Genomic DNA, 17,422 nt, shown 5'->3' with positions numbered 1-17,422 from the left:
GCCTCGCAGCTTGCGAGGCCACCTTGTCGATTTTCGGGTCGGTCAGTCCTTGATGACGTGCCAGACGCCACCCTTTCCATCGCCCATTACATCACCGGCCTTGGTGTCCTCGACGTAGAGGTAGGTCGGTTTCCCGTCATAGGCCCACTGGTGGGTGCCGTCTTTGCGCTCAACAAGCGTCCAGCCTTCGCCCTTATCTTCGCCCGCCTTTCCCAGGTATGGCGGCCATTTCGCAGCGCAGTCGTCGTAACAGGAGGATTTCCCACCCGTGTCCTTGTCGAAGGTGTAAAGCGTCATCTTCGCGTCGTCGGTCATCACAGCCTGTGCGAACGCTGGCGCGCCAAGCGCAAGCACAAGAGCTATGGACGGCCAGATTTGAGAAGCTTTCAATGTCATCACTCCGGAGCGGGTTGCATCGAAGTACGCACACGTCAGGCCTGCGGAACCGTTGCTCCCTACGGAGGCTCAGTCTCCCAACCAGAACAGGTTACTGCCGCTCCGGAAGGCGGACAAATCACCTTTCGCTTATCAATGAACGCCACGGGCTGGATTACGCCCAGCTCCACCCGTTCTCAGCGCCAACCGGCTCGATCAGCCCTATCAGCAGGCCCTCGATATTCTCCGGCAGCTTCCCGGCGACGGTACCCGGCTTGCCGCCCGTAAGCGTCCAGGACAGTTTCCCTGCCACGGTGAGCACCTTGTCCGGCGGTGCGGAATTCAATGACCCTGGCGTCACCGCCTCGATCAGCGCAGCCTCAGAGATGGCGTGTTTCACAGCCTCCGTTGGCGGGTCGAAGGTGACACCAGGCAACCAGCGGTCATTGAACTGAGCAGCGATGGCCCGCTGGCCGCCTGTTCCAGCAGCGAGGATGCCAGCACCATGTTGCCTTGCCCCTCGGCCTTGTCCGCCATGCGCTGGAGGGCCCGCAGCCGCACGGCGCGGTGGCTGATGCCGATAGAGGCGGTGTCCTCAAGGAAGGTCTTGCGGGTTTCCTCGAAAATGGCCCGCCAGCGCTTGGACAGGTTGCGCCCCGCGCGCTTGTTTGGGTCATACCCCTCGACCGCTTGGCGGCTGACGTCGATGCCGAACTCTTTCTTGACGGCGGCCGTGACTGCAGATGGTGGATCGAAGCAAGCCACCGCCTGCACGATATAGGTTTTCACCTCGTCGGAGAGTTTGACTCCATCACCGGCCATGTCAAAGTCCTGTCAACCAACGGAGGAATGCAGAATGGCCAGCAAGTGTCCAAAGTGTGAGAAGATGATGACTTACATTCGTGGCGACACAATGGACATCAAGGTCGGATCAGCCAGCTACAAGGGTGTCACGTATTCGTGCCCTTATTGCTTCAACGCAATTAGCGTCCAGATGGACCCGATTGCGCTCAAGGCTGACACCGTGAGCGGGGTCGCAAAAGCGCTAGGGCGTTAAAGCCTCATACACGCCCCGCAGCACTGCGCGATATCGGCCATCGCGATCTCTGGCCCGGCGTTGGTGGGATCATGCCGCTCGGACGTGCTTCCATGTCCGATGCGCTGCAACATCGTAGATCGTTGCCTTTGAGACATTGAAGCGATCTGCCAGGTCCTCGAAGTTCTGCCGGTCGCTGCGTGCCAGAGACCGGATCTCGATCACTGCGGCATTCGTCAGTTTGGAATAGCCGTTTGCCTCGCCCGTCGCATTGCAGCGCCCAGAACGATATCCGTGGAGGATGTTCTCCGAGACCGTCACCCATTCCAGATTGTCCAGGCGCGCGTTCGCCCGGTTCGAGTCTTTATGGTTGACCTGCATCCCTGGCTCGGGTGGCTCTCCGAGGAACGCCAGCGCAACAAGACGGTGAATGGCCAGCATCTGCCGGCGACCGATCCGTGTGAGCGTGATGACGAGATACCCGGTAGATTTCATCAGGATGGCGGACCGCATCCTGCCGGTGTCGTTCCTGCGGATGTGGCCAAAGCTGCTGACGCTGTACTCGGGCCAATCAGGAACAAGCCGCCATTCTTCGGCGACAGAAGGCTGTTGTGCCAACCGCATTCCCTCCGGCCTGTCGTTTGTTGGGCTCTAAGCGATCTTGGATTGGCAGGACCCGCAGGCCACGCCGATCATATCCACTGACAGGATTGGCTCCTGCTGGAGCGCTTCCATCAACTCTTGGACCCCAGGCTCAATTGCACCGTAGCGGCGAGCGATACCGACAAAGCCCTCAAAGGCGTGGGCCTTCATCGTGAACACCGGGCGGCCTGTGGTTTGGTTAAACTTTGGGGCGCCGAACTCGTCGGTTGCTTGCCCGCAATGTGAAAGCTCATGCTCGATCAGCGCGCAGGCCTCAGCATCCGAGGCTTGCAGCCACCAGTTGGCGTCGATGGTGATGATGAAATCCGGCACAGAGCCGAACCATTGCTCGATCTGCATCACTGCCTTTGCGCGCCCCCACTTGCCCATGGCCCCTTGCGGTGTACCCGGCTCAGCGGTGCCGATGACCAGTCGCCCCTTCTTGGCGTTTTCCACGTTGGTCCAGAGGAAGCCGATGCTGGCGTTCTGGAGGTGGGCGTGATCCTCGTTATGGAGCGGCGCACCGTCGTCTATGAACGAGCTTCGAGCCCATGTTTCCGTTTCGAGCGCCGGAGCGAACCATGCTTCCAGACCTTCAACTTGGTCGAGCGGCGGCATGGGGCGGCCAGCGCCCGGCCCTGACGAGTGCTTTCCCATGGTATTTGCCCTATGATGTGCGCCCTGCCTCGTTAAGTTGAGCTCTCGGCGGTGTCAGGCTGGCCATGACTCCGCGAGTAATTTCTGATATGCTGCAGCAGCTGGGGTAAGATCCGGCGATCTCGCGCCCCATGCTCAACGCCATGGAGGAAGTGATGTTCAGGCACATACTCACAGCGACAGATGGATCGGACTGGGCACTGAGGGGGGTCACGGTAGCATTTGACATGGCTAAAGCCCTCGAGGCCCGCCTGACCGTTGTTCACGCGTCAGAATCCTACAGCAGCTATTTCTATGCCGAGGAGTTCAGCTTTCGTGACCGCGAAGATGAAGCAAGGCTTGCTCTTTCAACACGTGCCGACAGCATTTTCGCGGATCTAAAACCCCTTGCGGAAACCCGCTGCGTAAACCCTGAGTTTGTTTATGTTCCAGACAGTGCCCCGGCTGTTGAACGGCTTGCAATAAGGACCCCGCTTCTGGGGTGATCGGCGTCCAAAAGGGACCCCACCGACCGGGGGTTGGGTCCATTGTGCCTTCGATGATTATCGGAGGCCGAGCACGGGATGCTGATCGTGGAGACAATAGCAAAAATCAGGCGGCTACATTTCACCGAGGGCAAGGGGATCAAGACGATCTGCCGTGACCTGAAGCTGTCGAAGAAGGTGGTGCGGAAGGTGGTCCGCACCGGGATTACCGAGTTCACCTATACCCGGACGGTGCAGCCGCGCCCGAAGCTGGGTGCCTGGCTGGGTGAACTCAACCGGCTGCTTGAGGTCAACGCCGCGCGGGCCAGCCGGGAACGGCAGTCTCTGACACAGATCTACGAAGAGCTGAGCGGTCTCGGTTATGAAGGTGGGTATGACGCGGTGCGCCGCTACGCCTCGAACTGGGCGCGCAATCAGAGCTGGGGTGCCTCTTCCGCTTTCGTGCCTCTGAGCTTTGCGCCCGGCGAAGCCTATCAGTTCGATTGGAGCCACGAGGTTGTGGTCATTGATGGGGCGACGACCACCATCAAAGTGGCTCATGTTCGCCTGTGTCACAGCCGGATGTTCTTCGTGCGGGCCTATCCTCGCGAGACGCAGGAGATGTTGTTCGATGCCCACGACAGGGCCTTCGCCTTCTTCAAGGGCACCTGCACCCGCGGGATCTACGACAACATGAAGACAGCGGTGGAGACCATCTTCACCGGCAAAGAGCGTCTCTACAATCGTCGGTTCCTACAGATGGTCAGCCATTATCTGGTAGAACCTGTTGCCTGCAGCCCTGCTGCGGGTTGGGAGAAAGGCCAGGTGGAGAGCCAAGTTGGCACAGTTCGCCAGCGGTTCTTCGCGCCGCGCGTCAGGGTCAAAAGCTACGAGGAACTGAATGCCTGGCTGCTGGACAAGTGCATCGCCTCGGCCAGAACCAGCAAGCATCCGGAGCTGACGGACAAAACCGTCTGGCAGGTCTTCCAGGAAGAGCGCCCACACCTTGTTCCCTATGCCGGGCGCTTCGACGGGTTCCATTCGCTGCCTGCGGCGGTGTCGAAGACCTGCCTCGTGCGCTTCGACAATAACAAATACTCGGTTGCGGCAACGGCTGTCGGGCGGCAGGTCGAGATCAGGGCCTATGCTGAGCGGATCGAGATCCGGCAGGAGGGCCGACTGGTCGGAGACCACCCGCGCCACTTCGGCCGAGACCGAACGGTCTACAATCCCTGGCATTATGTGCCTGTTTTGCTTCGTAAACCCGGAGCGCTGCGTAACGGCGCACCGTTCAAGGATTGGGTTCTTCCCGGAGCTCTCGAACAGATCCGCCGTAAGCTGCAGGGCTCATCAGATGGCGACCGCCAGATGGTGAAGGTCCTCGGCGCCGTGCTGACGGAAGGGATGCCTACGGTGCAAAAGGCATGCGCCGAAGCCCTCTCGCAAGGTGTCCATTCTGCCGATGTGATCCTCAATATTATATCCCGCAGGCGCGATCCCGAACCGCCGCCTCTCCTGCTGACCTCCCCGGCCTTGCGCCTGACCCACGAACCGGTGGCGGACTGCGCCCGTTATGACCTGCTGCGGAGGGCCAGCTGATGGATCGTGCTGACATCATGGCCGCAATGGGCGAGCTGAAGCTCTACGGGATGCGCGCCGCTTATGATGAACTCATGGCGGTGGCTGTGCGCCGCCAGCATGAACCCCGCCAGATCGTTGGAGATCTTCTGGCCGCCGAGATCAACGAGAAGAAAGCGCGGTCGGTCAAATACCAGATCACCACCGCCAAGCTGCCCTATGCCCGGGAGATCGAGGAGTTCACCTTCGATGACACCCCGATCAACGAGACCCTGGTGCGAGATCTGGCCAGCGGGGAGTTCCTCAGCCAACAGCGCAATGTCGTGCTGGTTGGTGGCACGGGGACCGGCAAGACCCATATCTCTGTGGCCATCGCGCGCGCGGTCATCCGCAATGGTGCCCGGGGCAGGTTCTTCAATGTCGTCGATCTGGTGAACAGGCTGGAGGCCGAGGCCCGTGCTGGACGGGCGGGCCGGCTTGCAGAACATCTGATGCGGCTCGACTTCGTTATCCTCGATGAACTCGGATACCTGCCATTCGCCCAATCCGGAGGCCAGTTGCTGTTCCATCTGATCAGCAAGCTCTATGAGCAGACTTCCGTCATCGTCACCACCAACCTCGCATTCGGGGAGTGGCCGACCGTCTTCGGGGACGCAAAGATGACCACCGCGCTGCTCGACCGGCTCACCCACCACTGCGACATCGTCGAGACCGGCAACGACAGTTGGCGCATCAAAACCCGAGTCTGAACACCCTCCAAAACGCAGGCCCGCGTCGGCTGCGCAAGCTGAAAAGCTACGCCGCCACGGGCCTGCTCACCCGCGCGCCGAAGGGGTTACTTTTGGACGCCGATCAGGGGGCCCGTTTGGATGCCGATTGACACCCCGGCAGTAGCAATTTACGAGAAAGCCGAGGATTTGGGCTGCGATCTGATTGTCATTGGGTCGCGAGGCAGGCGAGGCTTAACAAAGCTGCTTTTGGGCAGCCAGGCAGCAGAAGTTCTTGCAGGCACCAAACTGCCCGTGCTCATAGTCCAATAATCCCGAGATCTTCTTGCGTTGATATATGTTGTGCAAGCCCGATTGCCCGCATTCGCGGCCTGCGGGCCCGCATCAGCCCTTAACAAAGTTTGACTCCTTCAGCGCTCGTGGCAGACTTCGAGGTAATCGCTACTCGCTCCAACCGAACAGGAAGGATGAACGGAATGCCTCGCAGATTCCGGCGCTACCGGCCCAGGCGGCTTCCATCGCCGCCGCCTCCGCCATCAAGGTCACAACCAAAGCCACCGTCACGAATAGTCGGCCCGCAAAGGCGATCAACACCGAACAGAGCGTGACCGTGGTCGGTGAGCATCTGGACGGTTCCATGACTGTGGCCCATCGGAGATGTTCCGGTTGACGGAGTGGCCGAGGGAGGTGCGGGCCCATGAAAACGTGATCAGACTTTTCGGAACCCTTGGCTGTGCGATCTGGTTGACCTCACATCGATAGGAGGACGCTATGACAAAACCCGATTTCGACAAGGAAGCCGAGAATACGAAGTTCAACGTCGAGGAAGAGGCGCAGAAACAGAAGATGGGCAACGCTGCCCAGCCCTTCAACCCGAACAAGGCTCCTCGCACGAACGAGCCCAATGCTGGCGGGGCAAATCGCGAGAGCGGGCACCGAGGCTAAAATGAGAAGCGCCCGGCGGGATTTCTCCTCCGGGCGCTCACCTGCGGAACTCGACCCGCGATTATGCCAAAATGGCAAATTCTGGACTCATCGTCAAGCATTTAGATTCTGGGGAACTTTCGCCCTTTGAGCCCGTGCGACACATCGCGCAAGCTCTCGATGAGTCCAGCCGGATCTGCACAGAGCACATCATCCAGAACCACGCGCTTAGTCATGCCAGCGGAAATCTTGTCGCCCTGCCCCAGCCAGTTTTCCAGCTTGGTCCATGCCGCCACCGCATGTCTCTGCTTGGTCGCTGGATCACGGTCATCAGGCGCCGGGCTGGCGGCGTCAGCGTGCATCGCGTCGACAGGCGCCAGCAGTCTCAGGCAGACTGCATGGCGTGATGGTGCAATGCGCGTGCAAAACCTGATCATCTACGACTGAGGTGGTTGTAATTGCATCACCCCCGCAGAACGGGCACGGCAGCAGATCCACGGCGCTCATGGTCTCATCTCCCTGCGCTCGCCCAGATAGGCGTCGATTTCCTCGGGAAGGCGCCCGGCCGACAGCGCGGTGTTGAAGCGCAGACGCTGCGCATAGCGGCCCAGGCTTTCCAGTCGGTCATAAAGCGCATTGAAGCGCGGCGGTCCGTCCTTGCGGTCGAACTTCCCCAGCATCGCGTCATGCAGGAACGGAAGGCGTTGACCGCATTTACAGGGGTTGATGTCATTGAAGAAATAGCCGCAGCAAGCACAGGCCTGATCAGGGGCGACCGGCTTCTCGCCCACAGGGGCGGATTGGGCGCGGGCTGCATCAACAGCAGCGTCGAGATCTTCGAGAGACAGCACCACGTTCTGAGGCGTCATGCCCGCGAACACGCCGCCCTTATCGATGGCATCCACATCACGCTCACGCAGCCAGCGATAGCGGGCCGCGTCGCGGATCAGCCCCGCCTCTACCGGCGCGGGGGTGGCGGGATGGGCGAGGTGCCGCTCGAAGATGTGCCATTTTTCAGGACTGCCGCACTGCGCTTTGACCGCATTCCCAAGCGTGGGGTAAGCGCCAAGTAGGAACGGGCGACTGTAGTCAGAGTGCACCACGGCAAAACGATGCGGATCATTCGCGACCGGCTCCTGCGCCACGGGCTGCGCGGTGAGGGCGGCGGCAAGTCGCTTGACGGCGGAACGGGACAGCTTTGTCTTGGAGGCCGACGCGCTGAACGAAGAAAAGACCATCCTGACCGCCCAACTCACCGAGGCCCGGGCGGGAGAGGATGAGCTGGCGAAGGCAGGACGGCGGGGCCTCAACTATCTCGAAAACACCGAGAGTGAATTGGGCATTCTCTTGGATAGCGCCGAGGATTTGCGCGACGCCCTAGCCTCTCACGACAAACGGAAGGAGGGGCGGAATGCAGCGGTATGACCAGAATGGCGAATACGATGAATATTGGATGTATACGTACGATGATGGCGAGTATGTGCGCTTCTCTGACGCCCAAGCCGAGATCGCCCGCCTGACCGCAGAGCGTGACGCCCGCGACCGGGCCAAGGTGGCTGAGGGGATGCGGATGGCGCTTAACCTGATGGATGCGGCCCCTGTCACAGCCGCAAATCGGCTCCGCGCGCGAGATCGTCAGAGACGCCATCCTATCCCGCGCCAAAGACATGGAGGCGGGGAATGACTGACCGCGCGCTTGATGACCTGATCGCCGCGGTGGAAGCGGGAGCGCTTCCAGAGGCAATATTCCACGGATGCAGTGTGGTAAGCGGGCATTGGGCTTACAAGACAGGGCTTACGGCTGAGCAGCGCAATTCCGTGTTCCTCGCCTATAATGGCTCCCTCGACGCCGCGAAAGCACTGCATGAGGCCCTACTGAGCAAAGACTGCCACTTCAATTTGATGGAGGACGAAGACGCCGGCGGCTATCAGGCAGAGGTGTATCTGAACAGATGGATTTACGCCGGGCTGTCTTGCCCTGCCCGCGCCTGGCTTCTCGCCATCCTCCGCGCCTATCGGGGGATGCAGGGATGAGCGGGCTGGAACGGGAAAAGCAGCCCTTGGCCACCATTGTAATAGACGACTTGCCGATGTGGGAATTTGACACCCCAGAGTCCGGCCAGGGCAAAGCGCACCGCGCGCAGGCCAGGGCGGCAAAGAAGCCGGCTCAGATCCATCATGAGACGCGCCAGCAACGTCGCCGCGCCGCGCTCGCGAAGATGGGGGAATAGGGGATGTACTATTTCGAACGCGGCCGTTTCAATATCCCTCTGTTCTGGCGAGAGAATGGCATACCGTTCTTCTTCGGCAACACTCGGGTTTCGCGGCGCAAGATCGTCTGGTGGATGCCGACGAACTGGGTCGCCTTCCCGCTGATCCTGCTGATTTGGCTGCCAGTCCTCGCTTGGCGCCTCGCCCGCGCCGCCGCGCAAGAGAAAGGGGGCGGATGATGGGGGCGCATCAGCAGATCAGGCCGACAGTGAAGCCGAGCGAAAGACTCGCCGTGATGAAGGAAATGATTGCCATGGGCTGCAAGGTGCAGTGGGATACCAACACCGGCCTCATGGAGATCATCCCGCCCGGATCGCAAGGCGGCAAACCCGATGCCTTTGACATGGTGGATTTCAGCCGTTGAAGCGCGCCCTGCCCGCCCATGTCTACCAAAAGCCGAATGGCTTGTATTTCCAGCGGCGCGGCTGGAAGACCGTGCGCATAAACTCCGAGCCCGGCACAAAGGAATTTGCGCTGGAATACGCTGCGATCCTCAACGGCGCACTGGTGGCACCGCAGACCGCTACAGGGCGCACATTTGCGGCTCTGATCCAATCCTACCACGCCAGTCCTCGCTACAGAGGCCTCGCCCCTCGCACGGCGCGCGACTATGACAAGGTGCTGGTCTGGATCAAAAGCAAGCTGGGAGCGTTAGACGTGTCCGGCATGCAGCGCAAGGACGTGATCCGGGCGCGCGATGCCAACTCCGAAACCGTCCGATTCGCCAATTACATCGTGCAGGTGCTGCGGATCCTGTTCGAGCACGCGATTGACCAGGGCTGGCGAGAGGATAACCCGGCCAAAGGCGTGAGCCTTCTGAAATCAGGTGCACCGCCTCGAGAGGCATGGCCGCAAGACATGATCGACGCCTATCGCGCCAAAGCCACCGGGCGCGCACTGCTGATCTTCGAGCTTGCACTTGGCACCGGTCAGCGCATCGGGGATGTGCTGAAAATGCGGTGGAGCGATATCGAGGGCGACGGGATCAATGTCACACAGGGAAAGACCGGTGCGCGCCTGTGGGTGCCTTTTACCGCGCGCCTGAGGGCGCTCTTGGACGGAACACCGCGCATTGGGCTTACGATCTGCGCATGGGGGCCCCAAGGACGCGCCCTCACATATTTTCCAGCTGCAAAGGCTGTCAGACAGGTGCGCGAGGCTATCGGCGCAGAGAAATACGATATTCACGGACTGCGCTATGCCGCCGCTGCTGAACTGGCAATGGCCGGATGCAGCGACGAGTTGATCGCTTCGATCACCGGACACAAAACCAGCGCGATGGTGGCAAAGTATGCGGGTCCGGCGCGCCAAAAAGCGCGAGCAAAGGCTGCACAAATCAAGCGCGGAACGGAACAAGAATGAAACACGAATGTTGCCACGCATGTTGCCAGATTTACACGGCGACACAACGACATAGTGTAAGTCATTGAAAAGATGGTGCCCGGAGACGGATTTGAACCGCCGACACGCGGATTTTCAATCCGCTGCTCTACCAACTGAGCTATCCGGGCAACCTTGGTGGCGGGGTGATACCGAGTGTGTCAGGCGCTGTCCAGAGGGAAAACGAATAAGTTTCCAAGAAGGCGAAATCATTGTCCTGAAACAATGTTTTGACCGGCATATTTTGCCTCCAGCATTGAGCCCCACCCTTGCCGTCGCAGCAGGCCAGCCGCAAAGCGCTCAGCGAGTCTGGTAATCTGACAGATATGGCAGCTGCGATCTGGCAAGGGCCGGTCTCCACAGACAGGCTGATCTGAAACGCGACTCCGGCAGGGTCGTGAAGCAGGCTTCAGATATCAGGCGCAACAAAGAACGGTCCGGGCACAGGTGGGACGGGCGTTCGCTCAGGAGATGCACCTGGTGCGGCAATATGGGTGTCCGACGCTGGCCTGGGGCGCGCCGGAGGGAGGGACCAGGCGCGCAGGAGGTGTGCCTCACAGCGCGGGCCGTTCCGAGGCGCCACAGAGCCAGCTACGTTTCGCACCCGCGATTGGCAGCTGCGACATTTTCCGCCGGAAAGCAAAGCGCCCGGGACAGTCGCCTCTTTACCGGTAATCCGGCTTTCCTGAGCTGGTCCGCCCCATCCCGTTGCCTGGCCGAATATGAGGCTCATAAAGCCGGGCAGACATCAGATGAGGGGCGAAAAGTTTCAGCCTGGCGATGACGCCACCGCGAGGGGGTGACTGCGCTGGCGTCACGGACTGCGGCTCCTGCACCCTCGCCCGGCCAGGCGGTGCCCGCATCAAAGGGCCGCCAGGCTCTGCGGTCAGTGAGCCCGATCCGGCGGTGTTGTCGGCTCTGTCTCTGACGCGCCAGCTGCGGGATCATCCTCAGCACCGCCGATCCGGTAGCCATCGCCCAGCCAGCGCCCGAGATCGATATCGGCACAGCGCTTTGAACAAAAAGGACGCGAGGCGGCTTCGGTCTTTTTGCCGCAGATCGGACAGGTCATGGCCAGAGCGTACTCAGCGCGAGGCCTTCCCTGCGGCGGGTCAGCTCAAACAGGCCAAGCCCGCTCCAGCCGGCCAGGCTCGTCTCGCCGCCACCCTTGAAGGAAGCGCGGATCACCTGGTCGAGGATATTGCGGTCGCGTTTGGGCATCGGCGCGAAGTCGATCACCACCTGGCCGCCAAGGCCGCGCAGCCGCAGCTGACGCGGCAGTTCCCGCGCGGCGGCGATATTGATCTTCAGCGCGGCCGCCGGCGAGGTGTCGGGGCCGGTATTCACATCAACGGCCACCAGGGCACGGGTGGGCTCGATCCAGATATGACCACCGCCCGGCAAACCGACCCGCGCCCCGGTCAGCGCATCCAGCTGATCGGCCACACCAAAATCGGCAAAACTGCCCGGCTCTTCGATCACCTCATCAGGTGCGGGATCGCCCCAGTCGCGCCAGGCAAGCTCATGCGCCCCGGGCGCGTCGACCAGGAGTTCCGGCGCGCCATTGAGATCGGCCAGAACAGCCTCGGTCAACCCGCGCAGACTGGCAATATCTTCGGCGATTTCTTCGGGTTCCGCGGCATCGCAGACCGAACGGAGGATCAGCCCGAGATCAGGCGCCGCCCCTGCCATCGCGCGGCCCGCAAGGGCGTCAAGCTCTGCACGCAGATCCTCATCGCGGATCCGGCGCGAGACATTCAGCCCCGGCGCGCCTGGCGTCAGAATTGCGTAACGGGATTTGAACAGAACACGGATCGAGACCGGCAGCGCCTTGCCGGGCTCGGCCGGGCCGGACACCTGGACAATCAGCCTCTGGCCTGGTGCAATGCCCGAGACCTGGCGCAGAAACCCGCGCGCGCCATCCGGGAGTTTGACAAAAACGCCGCCCTGCCCCTTGACCGGCCGGTCGGCAATGGCACGGCAGATCGCGCCCGGTGCCAGATCGAAGCTGACCGGATCGATCGCGATCTCTTCCAGGATCCCGTCAACCAGCAATGCCGCCGCCTCGCGCCCGTCTATCTGATCGAGAAGAACAACCCGTCCCTTCATACCTGCCTCCAGACCGGGTAGCCGGCCGCCGTCAAAAGCTGTGCGGTCTCGGCGACCGGAAGGCCCATGATTCCGCTGTAAGATCCTGAAATCCATGGAATGAACGCGCCGGCTTGGCCTTGTATGCCATAACCGCCGGCCTTGCCCTGCCAGTCACCGCTGGCGAGATAGGCATTCATTTCATCATCCGAGAGCCGCTTCATCTTGACCGCCGAGACGCTTTCCCGCGCCCAGATCCGCGCGCCTTTGCGCAAAGCGATGGCAGTGATCACCTCATGGCGGCGCCCGCCGAGCAGCGCCAGAAACGAGGCCGCTTCGACCGCGTCTGCGGGCTTGCCGAGAATGCGGCGCCCAAGCGCCACTGTCGTATCGGCACAAAGCACGATATCTTCAGGCCCGGCCTCTACCGCCAGCGCCTTTTCCCGCGCGAGACGCGCCGCATAGGGGCGCGGCAGCTCGCCTTTGCGGGGATCCTCGTCGATATCGGGAGGCAGAATGAGATCGGGTGTGATCCCCATTTGCGCCAACAGCTCTTTGCGGCGCGGCGAGGCGGATCCGAGGATCAGTCGCAAGATAACAGCTTACTTGAAGCGGTAATTGATGCGGCCCTTCGAGAGGTCGTAGGGTGTCATTTCCACCTGGACCTTGTCGCCTGCCAGAACACGGATGCGGTTCTTGCGCATCTTGCCTGCCATCGTTGCGATCAGTTCATGGCCATTATCGAGTTCGACCTTGAATGTCGCATTGGGCAGGAGTTCCTTCACGACACCCGGGAATTCGAGAATGTCTTCCTTGGCCATGTTCACTCCGAATAGGAAAGGGCCCGCGGGAAACGCAGGCCTTCTGCCCCGGGCATATGCGCTTTGTGCCAGGGGTTTACAAGGGCTTTCTGGTTCGCGCGCCTGGCTGATCACGCGAAGGGCCGGGTTCTTCGGCCTGCCCTTCGCGCTGACAGTTCAGTACTGGCGCCTCAGAACTGACGGCTCAGAGCTGGCGGATCCAGAACTGCAGTGGTTTTTCAGTATCGCTGTCCTCCCCGAGGTCGCGCCAGCTGAAATGCGCGATGGCGCCCGGCAGCGGTGCATAGCCGCGTTTCGTCCAGAAGGCGTCATTGCTGCGATATGCGTCAGGGCGCAGCGGGTGATCCCCGGGGCGCATCACCGAGCAGAATGCGACATGGCTGCGACCAAGGCTGCGGGCATGGTCTTCGCGCAGGTCAAAGAAACGGTGCCCGACGCCCCTGCCCCGATATTCCGGCAAAAGGACCGATTCCGCGCCATAGAGGATCTTTTCCAGCGCAAGGCCGGTCTGGCGCATCGGTTCGGCGAATTCAGCCGCATGATCCTCCATCGGCGCCGAGGTCGAGGCGCCGACGATCCTGCCCTCATCAATTGCCGCCACCAACAGCGCACCCGGGCTGTCGCGATAGGCCTGAAGATAGGTGCGCTCGTAATCGAGCGTACCGTCATAGAGATAGGGCCAGGCGCGGAACACGGTGATGCGAAGCCGCGCCATATCGTCCAGCGCGGCCTCAAGCTCGGCCCCCTTCAGCGCGCGGACGATCAGGCTCATTTCGAGACCTGTTCGATCCAGTCATTGAGGTTGTAGAAGGTGGTGATGCGGGTGATCCTGCCGCCCTTCACGTCAAAAAACGACCCCGCCGGCAGGATGTATTTCTGGCCCTTTGCCTCGGGCAGGCCCGGATCGGTCTTCAGATATTCGCCATGAACGACGAATTCAGCCGCCGCGCGACTGCCGTCATCGGTCACGAAGATCACGATATCCCTGAGCTCTTCGCGGTAAGAGACCCCCATATGTGAGCCAAACTCCGCGAATTTTTCGCGGCCCCGACGGATGCCGCCTTCATTGACGCGGTGTTCGATATCCTCACTGACAAGCGCTGTCATACCTTCGGGATTCAGCGCGTTGAAAGCGGTGTAATAGGATTCGATCAGCTTACGGGTGTCGGATGCGGACATGGCTCTCCCTTTCATTTGGGCGCGAGGATAGCCGGTTGCCGCGCAGGGGAAAGCCTGAAAACGCCCTTTCAGGGTCTCCGGGCGGCCCCTGGGGACAGGCCGCCCGGAAAGCGATCAGGCCAGTGCGGCGGCCACGGTGGCAGTCAGCGGTGTGGTAGGATGGCCGATCAGGCGCGAGAGCGTTTTGCTGTCATCGAACAACGCCCCCTTCGCGGTCTGGGCATCGCTGTCGGCGAGGATTGCGGCGAATCCCGCCGGCAGACCAAAACCCTCAAGGGCTTTGGCATAGTCAGCCTCGGGCAGGTTCACATAGCCAACCGGCTTCCCGGCCTGTCTGGCCACTTCGGCGGCCAGATCGGCACCGGTGAAGCCGGTATCTCCGGCAAGCTCATAGACCTTGTTCTCATGGCCCGCCTCAATCGCGGTGACCGCAATCGCCTCGGCATAATCCACACGCGCGGCCGCCGAATAGCGCCCCTCCCCGGCCGAGCCGATAATCGCGCCATGTTCGATCGCGGGCGCCAGGGCGCCGGTCAGGTTCTCGGTATACCAGCCATTCCTGAGGATCGTGTAAGTGATCCCCGATTCCTTCAGCGCCGATTCGGTTTCGACATGTTCAGCGGCAAGCTTCATCGGCGAGGCGTCGCCCTTCAGGAGCGAAGTATAGATGATCCGCTTCACGCCGGCGGCTATGGCGGCATCGATCACCGCCTTATGCTGGGCAAAACGCCTGCCCACCTCATTGGCCGAGATCAGCACCAGCGTATCGACGCCGTTCAGCGCGGCGGGATCTGCCTTGTCATAGTCGAAAGCACGGGGCTCGACGCCCAGATCAGCAGCCCTTTCCGGGCTGCGGACAAGAGCGATGGGGCTGGCGCCCCGGGCCCTCGTCGCGGCAATGGCGAGGCGGCCCAGCTGGCCGGTGGCTCCGGTGATGGCGATGGTCATTGGATTCTCCTGTTCCGGATTTGACATGTAAACAATAACACCATACTTACGAAAAATAAGTACGCACCATTTTGTAAGTATAGAACAATGACGCACAGCCTCATCATGACAGATGCACAGCGCCTGATGCAGGGCTGGCGCGAGGGCAATGTCCTTGCCGCCGAATGCCCGTCACGCCGCATCCTGCAACATCTGACAAGCCGCTGGGGCGTTCTGGTGATGGTGGCGCTGGCCACCGGGCCACATCGTTTTGCCGCATTGCGGCGCAGGGTGGCGGGGGTCAGCGAAAGGATGCTGGCCCAGGTGCTCAAGGATCTTGAGGCGGATGGCTTCGTGTTGCGGACAGCGCATCCGGTGGTGCCGCCGCATGTCGAATATGAGCTGACAGCCCTTGGTCAGGCGGCGGCGGCGCGGCTGATCGGTCTGGTCGGCTGGATCGAGGCAGAGCTGGAGACTATTCTCGCTGCAGGTGAAACAGGCTCCGACAGCGACGCAGATCCGCCTGAACGCGAAACAGCCCGGGGCTGAAAGCCCGGGCCGTGCTGCCTTTCCGGCAAATCAGCGCAGCAGACCGAATCAGGCTGCAGCCCGCGCCCCCTCAGGGGAATCAGGGCCGTCTTTCTCCCCGGCGACCCTGAATTCGCTTTGCATTTCGCCCCATTTCGCCCGTTCCGCCGCAAGCCGGTTGCGCGCCACAGCACCATCACGGTTGCGGTTTCCCCAGAAGCCATGAACGGCAATCGCGCGGCCATAGGGCTGAAAGGCCGGCAAAAGCGCATGTCTGGTCATCGCCCAGCCAAAGGCGCTCAGCAGCGCCGCCATGCCGAAGACCCGCACGAAATACTGGTGTTCCACCATCGTCAGCCCCCGCAGAGCCGGGCTGGAAAGCGAGGCGACATGGCTTGCCGCGACCAGCAGCGAGACGATGGCTGCCACGGCATAGAACCAGCTGATGAGCAGGCCCGCGTTTTTCAGATGGCGCAAATCGCTGCGGCGAATGGTCATCCACAGACCGGCAAGCAGCACCATCATCGGCGCGATCCCTCCGATCAGGAAACAGCTGGCAGCGGTCAGCAAAAGATAGAAGGCCAGAAGGGTATAAGATGATCCCGGAATACCAGACATAAGCTTTCCCGCGTCCTGAACGATGCGACCACTGGCCTCTGAATGGCAGGACAATGTGGCACGCCTTCGGCGCAAAGCTGATGTTTGCGGGGCTAAAAGACGCAATCCGCCTCACTCCCCCCGGAAAGCACACCGGCGTTATGCGCAGCACCCCGCCCGGCGTCACTCCCTCCCCGGTCCTCTGGCGCGTGGGATCCGGGCGCTCAGCCCCCGACCGGCACCGGCGGGCCAAATCTCTGGATCATGCGGTCACGGATCTGATCGCGCGCCTGGCGATAGGCGGAAAGTTTGGCCTCGCGGCTTTCGCCAAGGCCGGTCGGATCGAGTATCGGCCAGTATTCGACCTCGAGATGATGCCAGCGTGTCAGCTCCAGCGCCTGGCGCTGGCTTGCCGGCGACAGCGCCACGATCAGATCGAACTGCCCCAGATCATCGCCCCATTCCTGCATTTCCTCGAAGGACCTGGCGCGGTGGCGCGACAGTTCCACCCCGATCTCCTGGCAGACCGCGACCGAAAAGCCATCCACCTCCATGTCATTCTTCACGCCCGCCGATTGCACATAGGCGCGCTGGCCGTAAAATTTCTTCGCCATCCCCTCGGCCATGGGGGAGCGCACCGCATTATGGTCGCAGCAGAACAGGATGGACTGCGGGAAATCGACCAAGCTTACCCCCAGTGCAGCACGCAGATGAGGGTAAAGAGGCGCCGGGCGGTATCACGGTCGACCTCGGCCTTACCCTCGAGCCGTTCCTGCAGGATCGCGGCCCCCTCGTTATGGATCCCGCGCCGCGCCATGTCGATCGCCTCGATCTGGCTGGGCGGCAGGCGCTTCACCGCCTCGAAATAGCTCTCGCAGATCTGGAAATAATCCTTCACCACCTGGCGGAACGGGCCGAGGCTCAGATGGAACTCACCGACCTGGGCCTCATCTTCGCGGGCAATCCCAAAGACCAGCCGCCCCTCCCGGATTGCCAGCGCCAGGCGATAGGGGCCAGGCGGCACCTCGCGGCCCTCACGGGCAGGAAGGCCGAAGCTGTTTTCTTCCAGCAGATCGAAAATCGCGACTTTGCGCTCCTGTTCGATCTCCGGCGTCGGGCGCACAAGACCTTTCTCATCAATCTCGATATGGCAGATGCGGTTGGTCATGCGGGCGTTCCGGAAAATGCGTCGCCCCTTGATGCCCGAGCGCGCGTCCACAAGCAAGC

The 17,422-nt window shown here is 61.5% G+C and carries 29 protein-coding genes and 1 tRNA gene; 12 read left to right on the top strand and 18 right to left on the bottom strand.

Annotation, left to right across the window (positions count from 1 at the left end; all coding sequences use genetic code 11):
• Positions 1 to 42: 42 nt before the first annotated feature.
• The 5 genes from QNO18_RS10410 to QNO18_RS10390 form a co-directional block, all read right to left on the bottom strand.
• A complete protein-coding gene (locus QNO18_RS10410; protein ID WP_283177612.1) occupies positions 43 to 315 on the bottom strand; it encodes a hypothetical protein in 273 nt (90 codons plus the stop codon).
• A gap of 235 nt (positions 316 to 550) precedes the next feature.
• The gene (locus tag QNO18_RS10405; protein ID WP_283177611.1) at positions 551 to 775 is read right to left on the bottom strand and encodes a hypothetical protein; all 225 of its coding nucleotides are present in this window, start codon (positions 773 to 775) and stop codon (positions 551 to 553) included.
• Complete coding sequence (locus tag QNO18_RS10400) at positions 772 to 1,197, bottom strand: DUF2280 domain-containing protein (protein WP_283177610.1); 426 nt, start codon at positions 1,195 to 1,197, stop codon at positions 772 to 774. Before QNO18_RS10400 ends, QNO18_RS10405 begins: the two co-directional genes overlap by 4 nt.
• Positions 1,198 to 1,501: 304 nt before the next feature.
• Entirely contained in the window at positions 1,502 to 2,029 is a 528-nt protein-coding gene (locus tag QNO18_RS10395; protein WP_283177609.1) for an NUMOD4 motif-containing HNH endonuclease, read from the bottom strand.
• 33 nt (positions 2,030 to 2,062) lie between these two features.
• Positions 2,063 to 2,671: a putative metallopeptidase gene (locus QNO18_RS10390; RefSeq protein WP_283177608.1), complete on the bottom strand. Its 609-nt coding sequence runs from the start codon at positions 2,669 to 2,671 to the stop codon at positions 2,063 to 2,065.
• Between the two features lie 170 nt (positions 2,672 to 2,841).
• Here QNO18_RS10390 and QNO18_RS10385 point away from each other — a divergent pair, with 170 nt between their 5' ends.
• From QNO18_RS10385 to QNO18_RS10365, 5 genes are all read left to right on the top strand, one after another.
• Complete coding sequence (locus QNO18_RS10385) at positions 2,842 to 3,195, top strand: universal stress protein (protein WP_283177607.1); 354 nt, start codon at positions 2,842 to 2,844, stop codon at positions 3,193 to 3,195.
• A gap of 78 nt (positions 3,196 to 3,273) precedes the next feature.
• The gene (gene istA / locus QNO18_RS10380; protein WP_283177606.1) at positions 3,274 to 4,773 is read left to right on the top strand and encodes an IS21 family transposase; all 1,500 of its coding nucleotides are present in this window, start codon (positions 3,274 to 3,276) and stop codon (positions 4,771 to 4,773) included.
• Positions 4,773 to 5,501 carry an IS21-like element helper ATPase IstB gene (gene istB, locus QNO18_RS10375; RefSeq protein WP_283177605.1) on the top strand — a complete coding sequence of 243 codons (729 nt, stop codon included), beginning with the start codon at positions 4,773 to 4,775 and terminating at the stop codon, positions 5,499 to 5,501. Before istA ends, istB begins: the two co-directional genes overlap by 1 nt.
• Before the next feature lie 120 nt (positions 5,502 to 5,621).
• The gene (locus tag QNO18_RS10370; protein WP_283177604.1) at positions 5,622 to 5,792 is read left to right on the top strand and encodes a universal stress protein; all 171 of its coding nucleotides are present in this window, start codon (positions 5,622 to 5,624) and stop codon (positions 5,790 to 5,792) included.
• Between the two features lie 459 nt (positions 5,793 to 6,251).
• Positions 6,252 to 6,425, top strand: coding sequence for a hypothetical protein (locus tag QNO18_RS10365; protein ID WP_283177603.1), 174 nt, complete (start codon positions 6,252 to 6,254; stop codon positions 6,423 to 6,425).
• A 101-nt stretch (positions 6,426 to 6,526) separates the two neighbouring features.
• On the opposite strand, the gene QNO18_RS10360 is transcribed toward QNO18_RS10365, so the two are convergent.
• Positions 6,527 to 6,841 (bottom strand): hypothetical protein, encoded by a 315-nt coding sequence (locus QNO18_RS10360; RefSeq protein ID WP_283177602.1) that lies wholly within the window; start codon positions 6,839 to 6,841, stop codon positions 6,527 to 6,529.
• A 66-nt stretch (positions 6,842 to 6,907) separates the two neighbouring features.
• Positions 6,908 to 7,660: a hypothetical protein gene (locus QNO18_RS10355; RefSeq protein ID WP_283177601.1), complete on the bottom strand. Its 753-nt coding sequence runs from the start codon at positions 7,658 to 7,660 to the stop codon at positions 6,908 to 6,910.
• Positions 7,661 to 7,815: 155 nt separating this feature from the next.
• On the opposite strand from QNO18_RS10355, the gene QNO18_RS10350 reads away from it, so the two are divergent.
• Genes QNO18_RS10350 through QNO18_RS10325 form a run of 6 tightly spaced genes read left to right on the top strand, consistent with a single transcriptional unit; the run spans position 7,816 to position 10,037 of the window.
• Entirely contained in the window at positions 7,816 to 8,088 is a 273-nt protein-coding gene (locus QNO18_RS10350) for a hypothetical protein (protein ID WP_283177600.1), read from the top strand.
• The gene (locus QNO18_RS10345) at positions 8,085 to 8,438 is read left to right on the top strand and encodes a hypothetical protein (protein WP_283177599.1); all 354 of its coding nucleotides are present in this window, start codon (positions 8,085 to 8,087) and stop codon (positions 8,436 to 8,438) included. Before QNO18_RS10350 ends, QNO18_RS10345 begins: the two co-directional genes overlap by 4 nt.
• Complete coding sequence (locus tag QNO18_RS10340) at positions 8,435 to 8,635, top strand: hypothetical protein (RefSeq protein WP_283177598.1); 201 nt, start codon at positions 8,435 to 8,437, stop codon at positions 8,633 to 8,635. Before QNO18_RS10345 ends, QNO18_RS10340 begins: the two co-directional genes overlap by 4 nt.
• Before the next feature lie 3 nt (positions 8,636 to 8,638).
• The gene (locus QNO18_RS10335; RefSeq protein WP_283177597.1) at positions 8,639 to 8,854 is read left to right on the top strand and encodes a hypothetical protein; all 216 of its coding nucleotides are present in this window, start codon (positions 8,639 to 8,641) and stop codon (positions 8,852 to 8,854) included.
• The gene (locus tag QNO18_RS10330) at positions 8,854 to 9,039 is read left to right on the top strand and encodes a hypothetical protein (protein WP_283177596.1); all 186 of its coding nucleotides are present in this window, start codon (positions 8,854 to 8,856) and stop codon (positions 9,037 to 9,039) included. The genes QNO18_RS10335 and QNO18_RS10330 overlap by 1 nt, the downstream gene beginning before the upstream one ends.
• On the top strand, positions 9,036 to 10,037 hold the full coding sequence (locus QNO18_RS10325) for a tyrosine-type recombinase/integrase (protein WP_283177595.1): 1,002 nt from the start codon (positions 9,036 to 9,038) through the stop codon (positions 10,035 to 10,037). The genes QNO18_RS10330 and QNO18_RS10325 overlap by 4 nt, the downstream gene beginning before the upstream one ends.
• A gap of 73 nt (positions 10,038 to 10,110) precedes the next feature.
• Here the strand turns inward: QNO18_RS10325 and QNO18_RS10320 are convergent.
• The 8 genes from QNO18_RS10320 to QNO18_RS10285 all read right to left on the bottom strand — a co-directional run bounded on the left by QNO18_RS10320 (position 10,111) and on the right by QNO18_RS10285 (position 15,091).
• A tRNA-Phe gene (locus QNO18_RS10320) sits at positions 10,111 to 10,186 on the bottom strand.
• 755 nt (positions 10,187 to 10,941) lie between these two features.
• Positions 10,942 to 11,127 (bottom strand): DNA gyrase inhibitor YacG, encoded by a 186-nt coding sequence (yacG, locus tag QNO18_RS10315; RefSeq protein WP_283177594.1) that lies wholly within the window; start codon positions 11,125 to 11,127, stop codon positions 10,942 to 10,944.
• Positions 11,124 to 12,164 (bottom strand): ribonuclease E/G, encoded by a 1,041-nt coding sequence (locus QNO18_RS10310; RefSeq protein ID WP_283177593.1) that lies wholly within the window; start codon positions 12,162 to 12,164, stop codon positions 11,124 to 11,126. The genes yacG and QNO18_RS10310 overlap by 4 nt, the downstream gene beginning before the upstream one ends.
• Positions 12,161 to 12,736 carry a Maf family protein gene (locus QNO18_RS10305; RefSeq protein WP_283177592.1) on the bottom strand — a complete coding sequence of 192 codons (576 nt, stop codon included), beginning with the start codon at positions 12,734 to 12,736 and terminating at the stop codon, positions 12,161 to 12,163. The genes QNO18_RS10310 and QNO18_RS10305 overlap by 4 nt, the downstream gene beginning before the upstream one ends.
• A 9-nt stretch (positions 12,737 to 12,745) precedes the next feature.
• A complete protein-coding gene (gene infA, locus QNO18_RS10300) occupies positions 12,746 to 12,964 on the bottom strand; it encodes a translation initiation factor IF-1 (protein ID WP_045389309.1) in 219 nt (72 codons plus the stop codon).
• Positions 12,965 to 13,148: 184 nt separating this feature from the next.
• A complete protein-coding gene (locus tag QNO18_RS10295; RefSeq protein WP_283177591.1) occupies positions 13,149 to 13,736 on the bottom strand; it encodes a GNAT family N-acetyltransferase in 588 nt (195 codons plus the stop codon).
• Complete coding sequence (locus QNO18_RS10290; protein ID WP_283177590.1) at positions 13,733 to 14,143, bottom strand: ketosteroid isomerase-related protein; 411 nt, start codon at positions 14,141 to 14,143, stop codon at positions 13,733 to 13,735. Before QNO18_RS10290 ends, QNO18_RS10295 begins: the two co-directional genes overlap by 4 nt.
• Before the next feature lie 114 nt (positions 14,144 to 14,257).
• Positions 14,258 to 15,091, bottom strand: coding sequence for an SDR family oxidoreductase (locus QNO18_RS10285; RefSeq protein ID WP_283177589.1), 834 nt, complete (start codon positions 15,089 to 15,091; stop codon positions 14,258 to 14,260).
• Positions 15,092 to 15,196: 105 nt separating this feature from the next.
• Between QNO18_RS10285 and QNO18_RS10280 the strand changes: the two genes are divergently transcribed.
• Entirely contained in the window at positions 15,197 to 15,619 is a 423-nt protein-coding gene (locus tag QNO18_RS10280; RefSeq protein WP_283177588.1) for a helix-turn-helix domain-containing protein, read from the top strand.
• Between the two features lie 48 nt (positions 15,620 to 15,667).
• Here the strand turns inward: QNO18_RS10280 and QNO18_RS10275 are convergent, their stop codons facing one another.
• The 3 genes from QNO18_RS10275 to QNO18_RS10265 all read right to left on the bottom strand — a co-directional run bounded on the left by QNO18_RS10275 (position 15,668) and on the right by QNO18_RS10265 (position 17,363).
• Complete coding sequence (locus QNO18_RS10275) at positions 15,668 to 16,216, bottom strand: hypothetical protein (protein ID WP_283177587.1); 549 nt, start codon at positions 16,214 to 16,216, stop codon at positions 15,668 to 15,670.
• 203 nt (positions 16,217 to 16,419) lie between these two features.
• Complete coding sequence (locus QNO18_RS10270; protein ID WP_198836543.1) at positions 16,420 to 16,821, bottom strand: low molecular weight phosphatase family protein; 402 nt, start codon at positions 16,819 to 16,821, stop codon at positions 16,420 to 16,422.
• Between the two features lie 62 nt (positions 16,822 to 16,883).
• Positions 16,884 to 17,363, bottom strand: coding sequence for a UPF0262 family protein (locus QNO18_RS10265; protein WP_283177586.1), 480 nt, complete (start codon positions 17,361 to 17,363; stop codon positions 16,884 to 16,886).
• Between the last annotated feature and the right edge of the window lie 59 nt (positions 17,364 to 17,422).

Origin of the sequence: Gemmobacter sp. 24YEA27 (assembly GCF_030052995.1) — a bacterium.
Taxonomy (GTDB): domain Bacteria; phylum Pseudomonadota; class Alphaproteobacteria; order Rhodobacterales; family Rhodobacteraceae; genus Pseudogemmobacter.
This window is presented reverse-complemented; position numbering and strand designations above follow the sequence as displayed.

What these genes read in the sequence shown, in the direction of transcription:
- QNO18_RS10410 (WP_283177612.1), bottom strand. Translation starts at nt 315, where the DNA reads ATGACCGACGACGCGAAGATGACGCTTTACACCTTCGACAAGGACACG.
- QNO18_RS10400 (WP_283177610.1), bottom strand. Translation starts at nt 1,197, where the DNA reads ATGGCCGGTGATGGAGTCAAACTCTCCGACGAGGTGAAAACCTATATC.
- QNO18_RS10390 (WP_283177608.1), bottom strand. Translation starts at nt 2,671, where the DNA reads ATGCCGCCGCTCGACCAAGTTGAAGGTCTGGAAGCATGGTTCGCTCCG.
- QNO18_RS10385 (WP_283177607.1), top strand. Translation starts at nt 2,842, where the DNA reads ATGCTCAACGCCATGGAGGAAGTGATGTTCAGGCACATACTCACAGCG.
- istA (WP_283177606.1), top strand. Translation starts at nt 3,274, where the DNA reads ATGCTGATCGTGGAGACAATAGCAAAAATCAGGCGGCTACATTTCACC.
- istB (WP_283177605.1), top strand. Translation starts at nt 4,773, where the DNA reads ATGGATCGTGCTGACATCATGGCCGCAATGGGCGAGCTGAAGCTCTAC.
- QNO18_RS10370 (WP_283177604.1), top strand. Translation starts at nt 5,622, where the DNA reads ATGCCGATTGACACCCCGGCAGTAGCAATTTACGAGAAAGCCGAGGAT.
- QNO18_RS10365 (WP_283177603.1), top strand. Translation starts at nt 6,252, where the DNA reads ATGACAAAACCCGATTTCGACAAGGAAGCCGAGAATACGAAGTTCAAC.
- QNO18_RS10360 (WP_283177602.1), bottom strand. Translation starts at nt 6,841, where the DNA reads ATGATCAGGTTTTGCACGCGCATTGCACCATCACGCCATGCAGTCTGC.
- QNO18_RS10350 (WP_283177600.1), top strand. Translation starts at nt 7,816, where the DNA reads ATGCAGCGGTATGACCAGAATGGCGAATACGATGAATATTGGATGTAT.
- QNO18_RS10345 (WP_283177599.1), top strand. Translation starts at nt 8,085, where the DNA reads ATGACTGACCGCGCGCTTGATGACCTGATCGCCGCGGTGGAAGCGGGA.
- QNO18_RS10340 (WP_283177598.1), top strand. Translation starts at nt 8,435, where the DNA reads ATGAGCGGGCTGGAACGGGAAAAGCAGCCCTTGGCCACCATTGTAATA.
- QNO18_RS10335 (WP_283177597.1), top strand. Translation starts at nt 8,639, where the DNA reads ATGTACTATTTCGAACGCGGCCGTTTCAATATCCCTCTGTTCTGGCGA.
- QNO18_RS10330 (WP_283177596.1), top strand. Translation starts at nt 8,854, where the DNA reads ATGGGGGCGCATCAGCAGATCAGGCCGACAGTGAAGCCGAGCGAAAGA.
- yacG (WP_283177594.1), bottom strand. Translation starts at nt 11,127, where the DNA reads ATGACCTGTCCGATCTGCGGCAAAAAGACCGAAGCCGCCTCGCGTCCT.
- QNO18_RS10310 (WP_283177593.1), bottom strand. Translation starts at nt 12,164, where the DNA reads ATGAAGGGACGGGTTGTTCTTCTCGATCAGATAGACGGGCGCGAGGCG.
- infA (WP_045389309.1), bottom strand. Translation starts at nt 12,964, where the DNA reads ATGGCCAAGGAAGACATTCTCGAATTCCCGGGTGTCGTGAAGGAACTC.
- QNO18_RS10295 (WP_283177591.1), bottom strand. Translation starts at nt 13,736, where the DNA reads ATGAGCCTGATCGTCCGCGCGCTGAAGGGGGCCGAGCTTGAGGCCGCG.
- QNO18_RS10290 (WP_283177590.1), bottom strand. Translation starts at nt 14,143, where the DNA reads ATGTCCGCATCCGACACCCGTAAGCTGATCGAATCCTATTACACCGCT.
- QNO18_RS10285 (WP_283177589.1), bottom strand. Translation starts at nt 15,091, where the DNA reads ATGACCATCGCCATCACCGGAGCCACCGGCCAGCTGGGCCGCCTCGCC.
- QNO18_RS10280 (WP_283177588.1), top strand. Translation starts at nt 15,197, where the DNA reads ATGACAGATGCACAGCGCCTGATGCAGGGCTGGCGCGAGGGCAATGTC.
- QNO18_RS10275 (WP_283177587.1), bottom strand. Translation starts at nt 16,216, where the DNA reads ATGTCTGGTATTCCGGGATCATCTTATACCCTTCTGGCCTTCTATCTT.
- QNO18_RS10270 (WP_198836543.1), bottom strand. Translation starts at nt 16,821, where the DNA reads ATGGCCGAGGGGATGGCGAAGAAATTTTACGGCCAGCGCGCCTATGTG.
- QNO18_RS10265 (WP_283177586.1), bottom strand. Translation starts at nt 17,363, where the DNA reads ATGACCAACCGCATCTGCCATATCGAGATTGATGAGAAAGGTCTTGTG.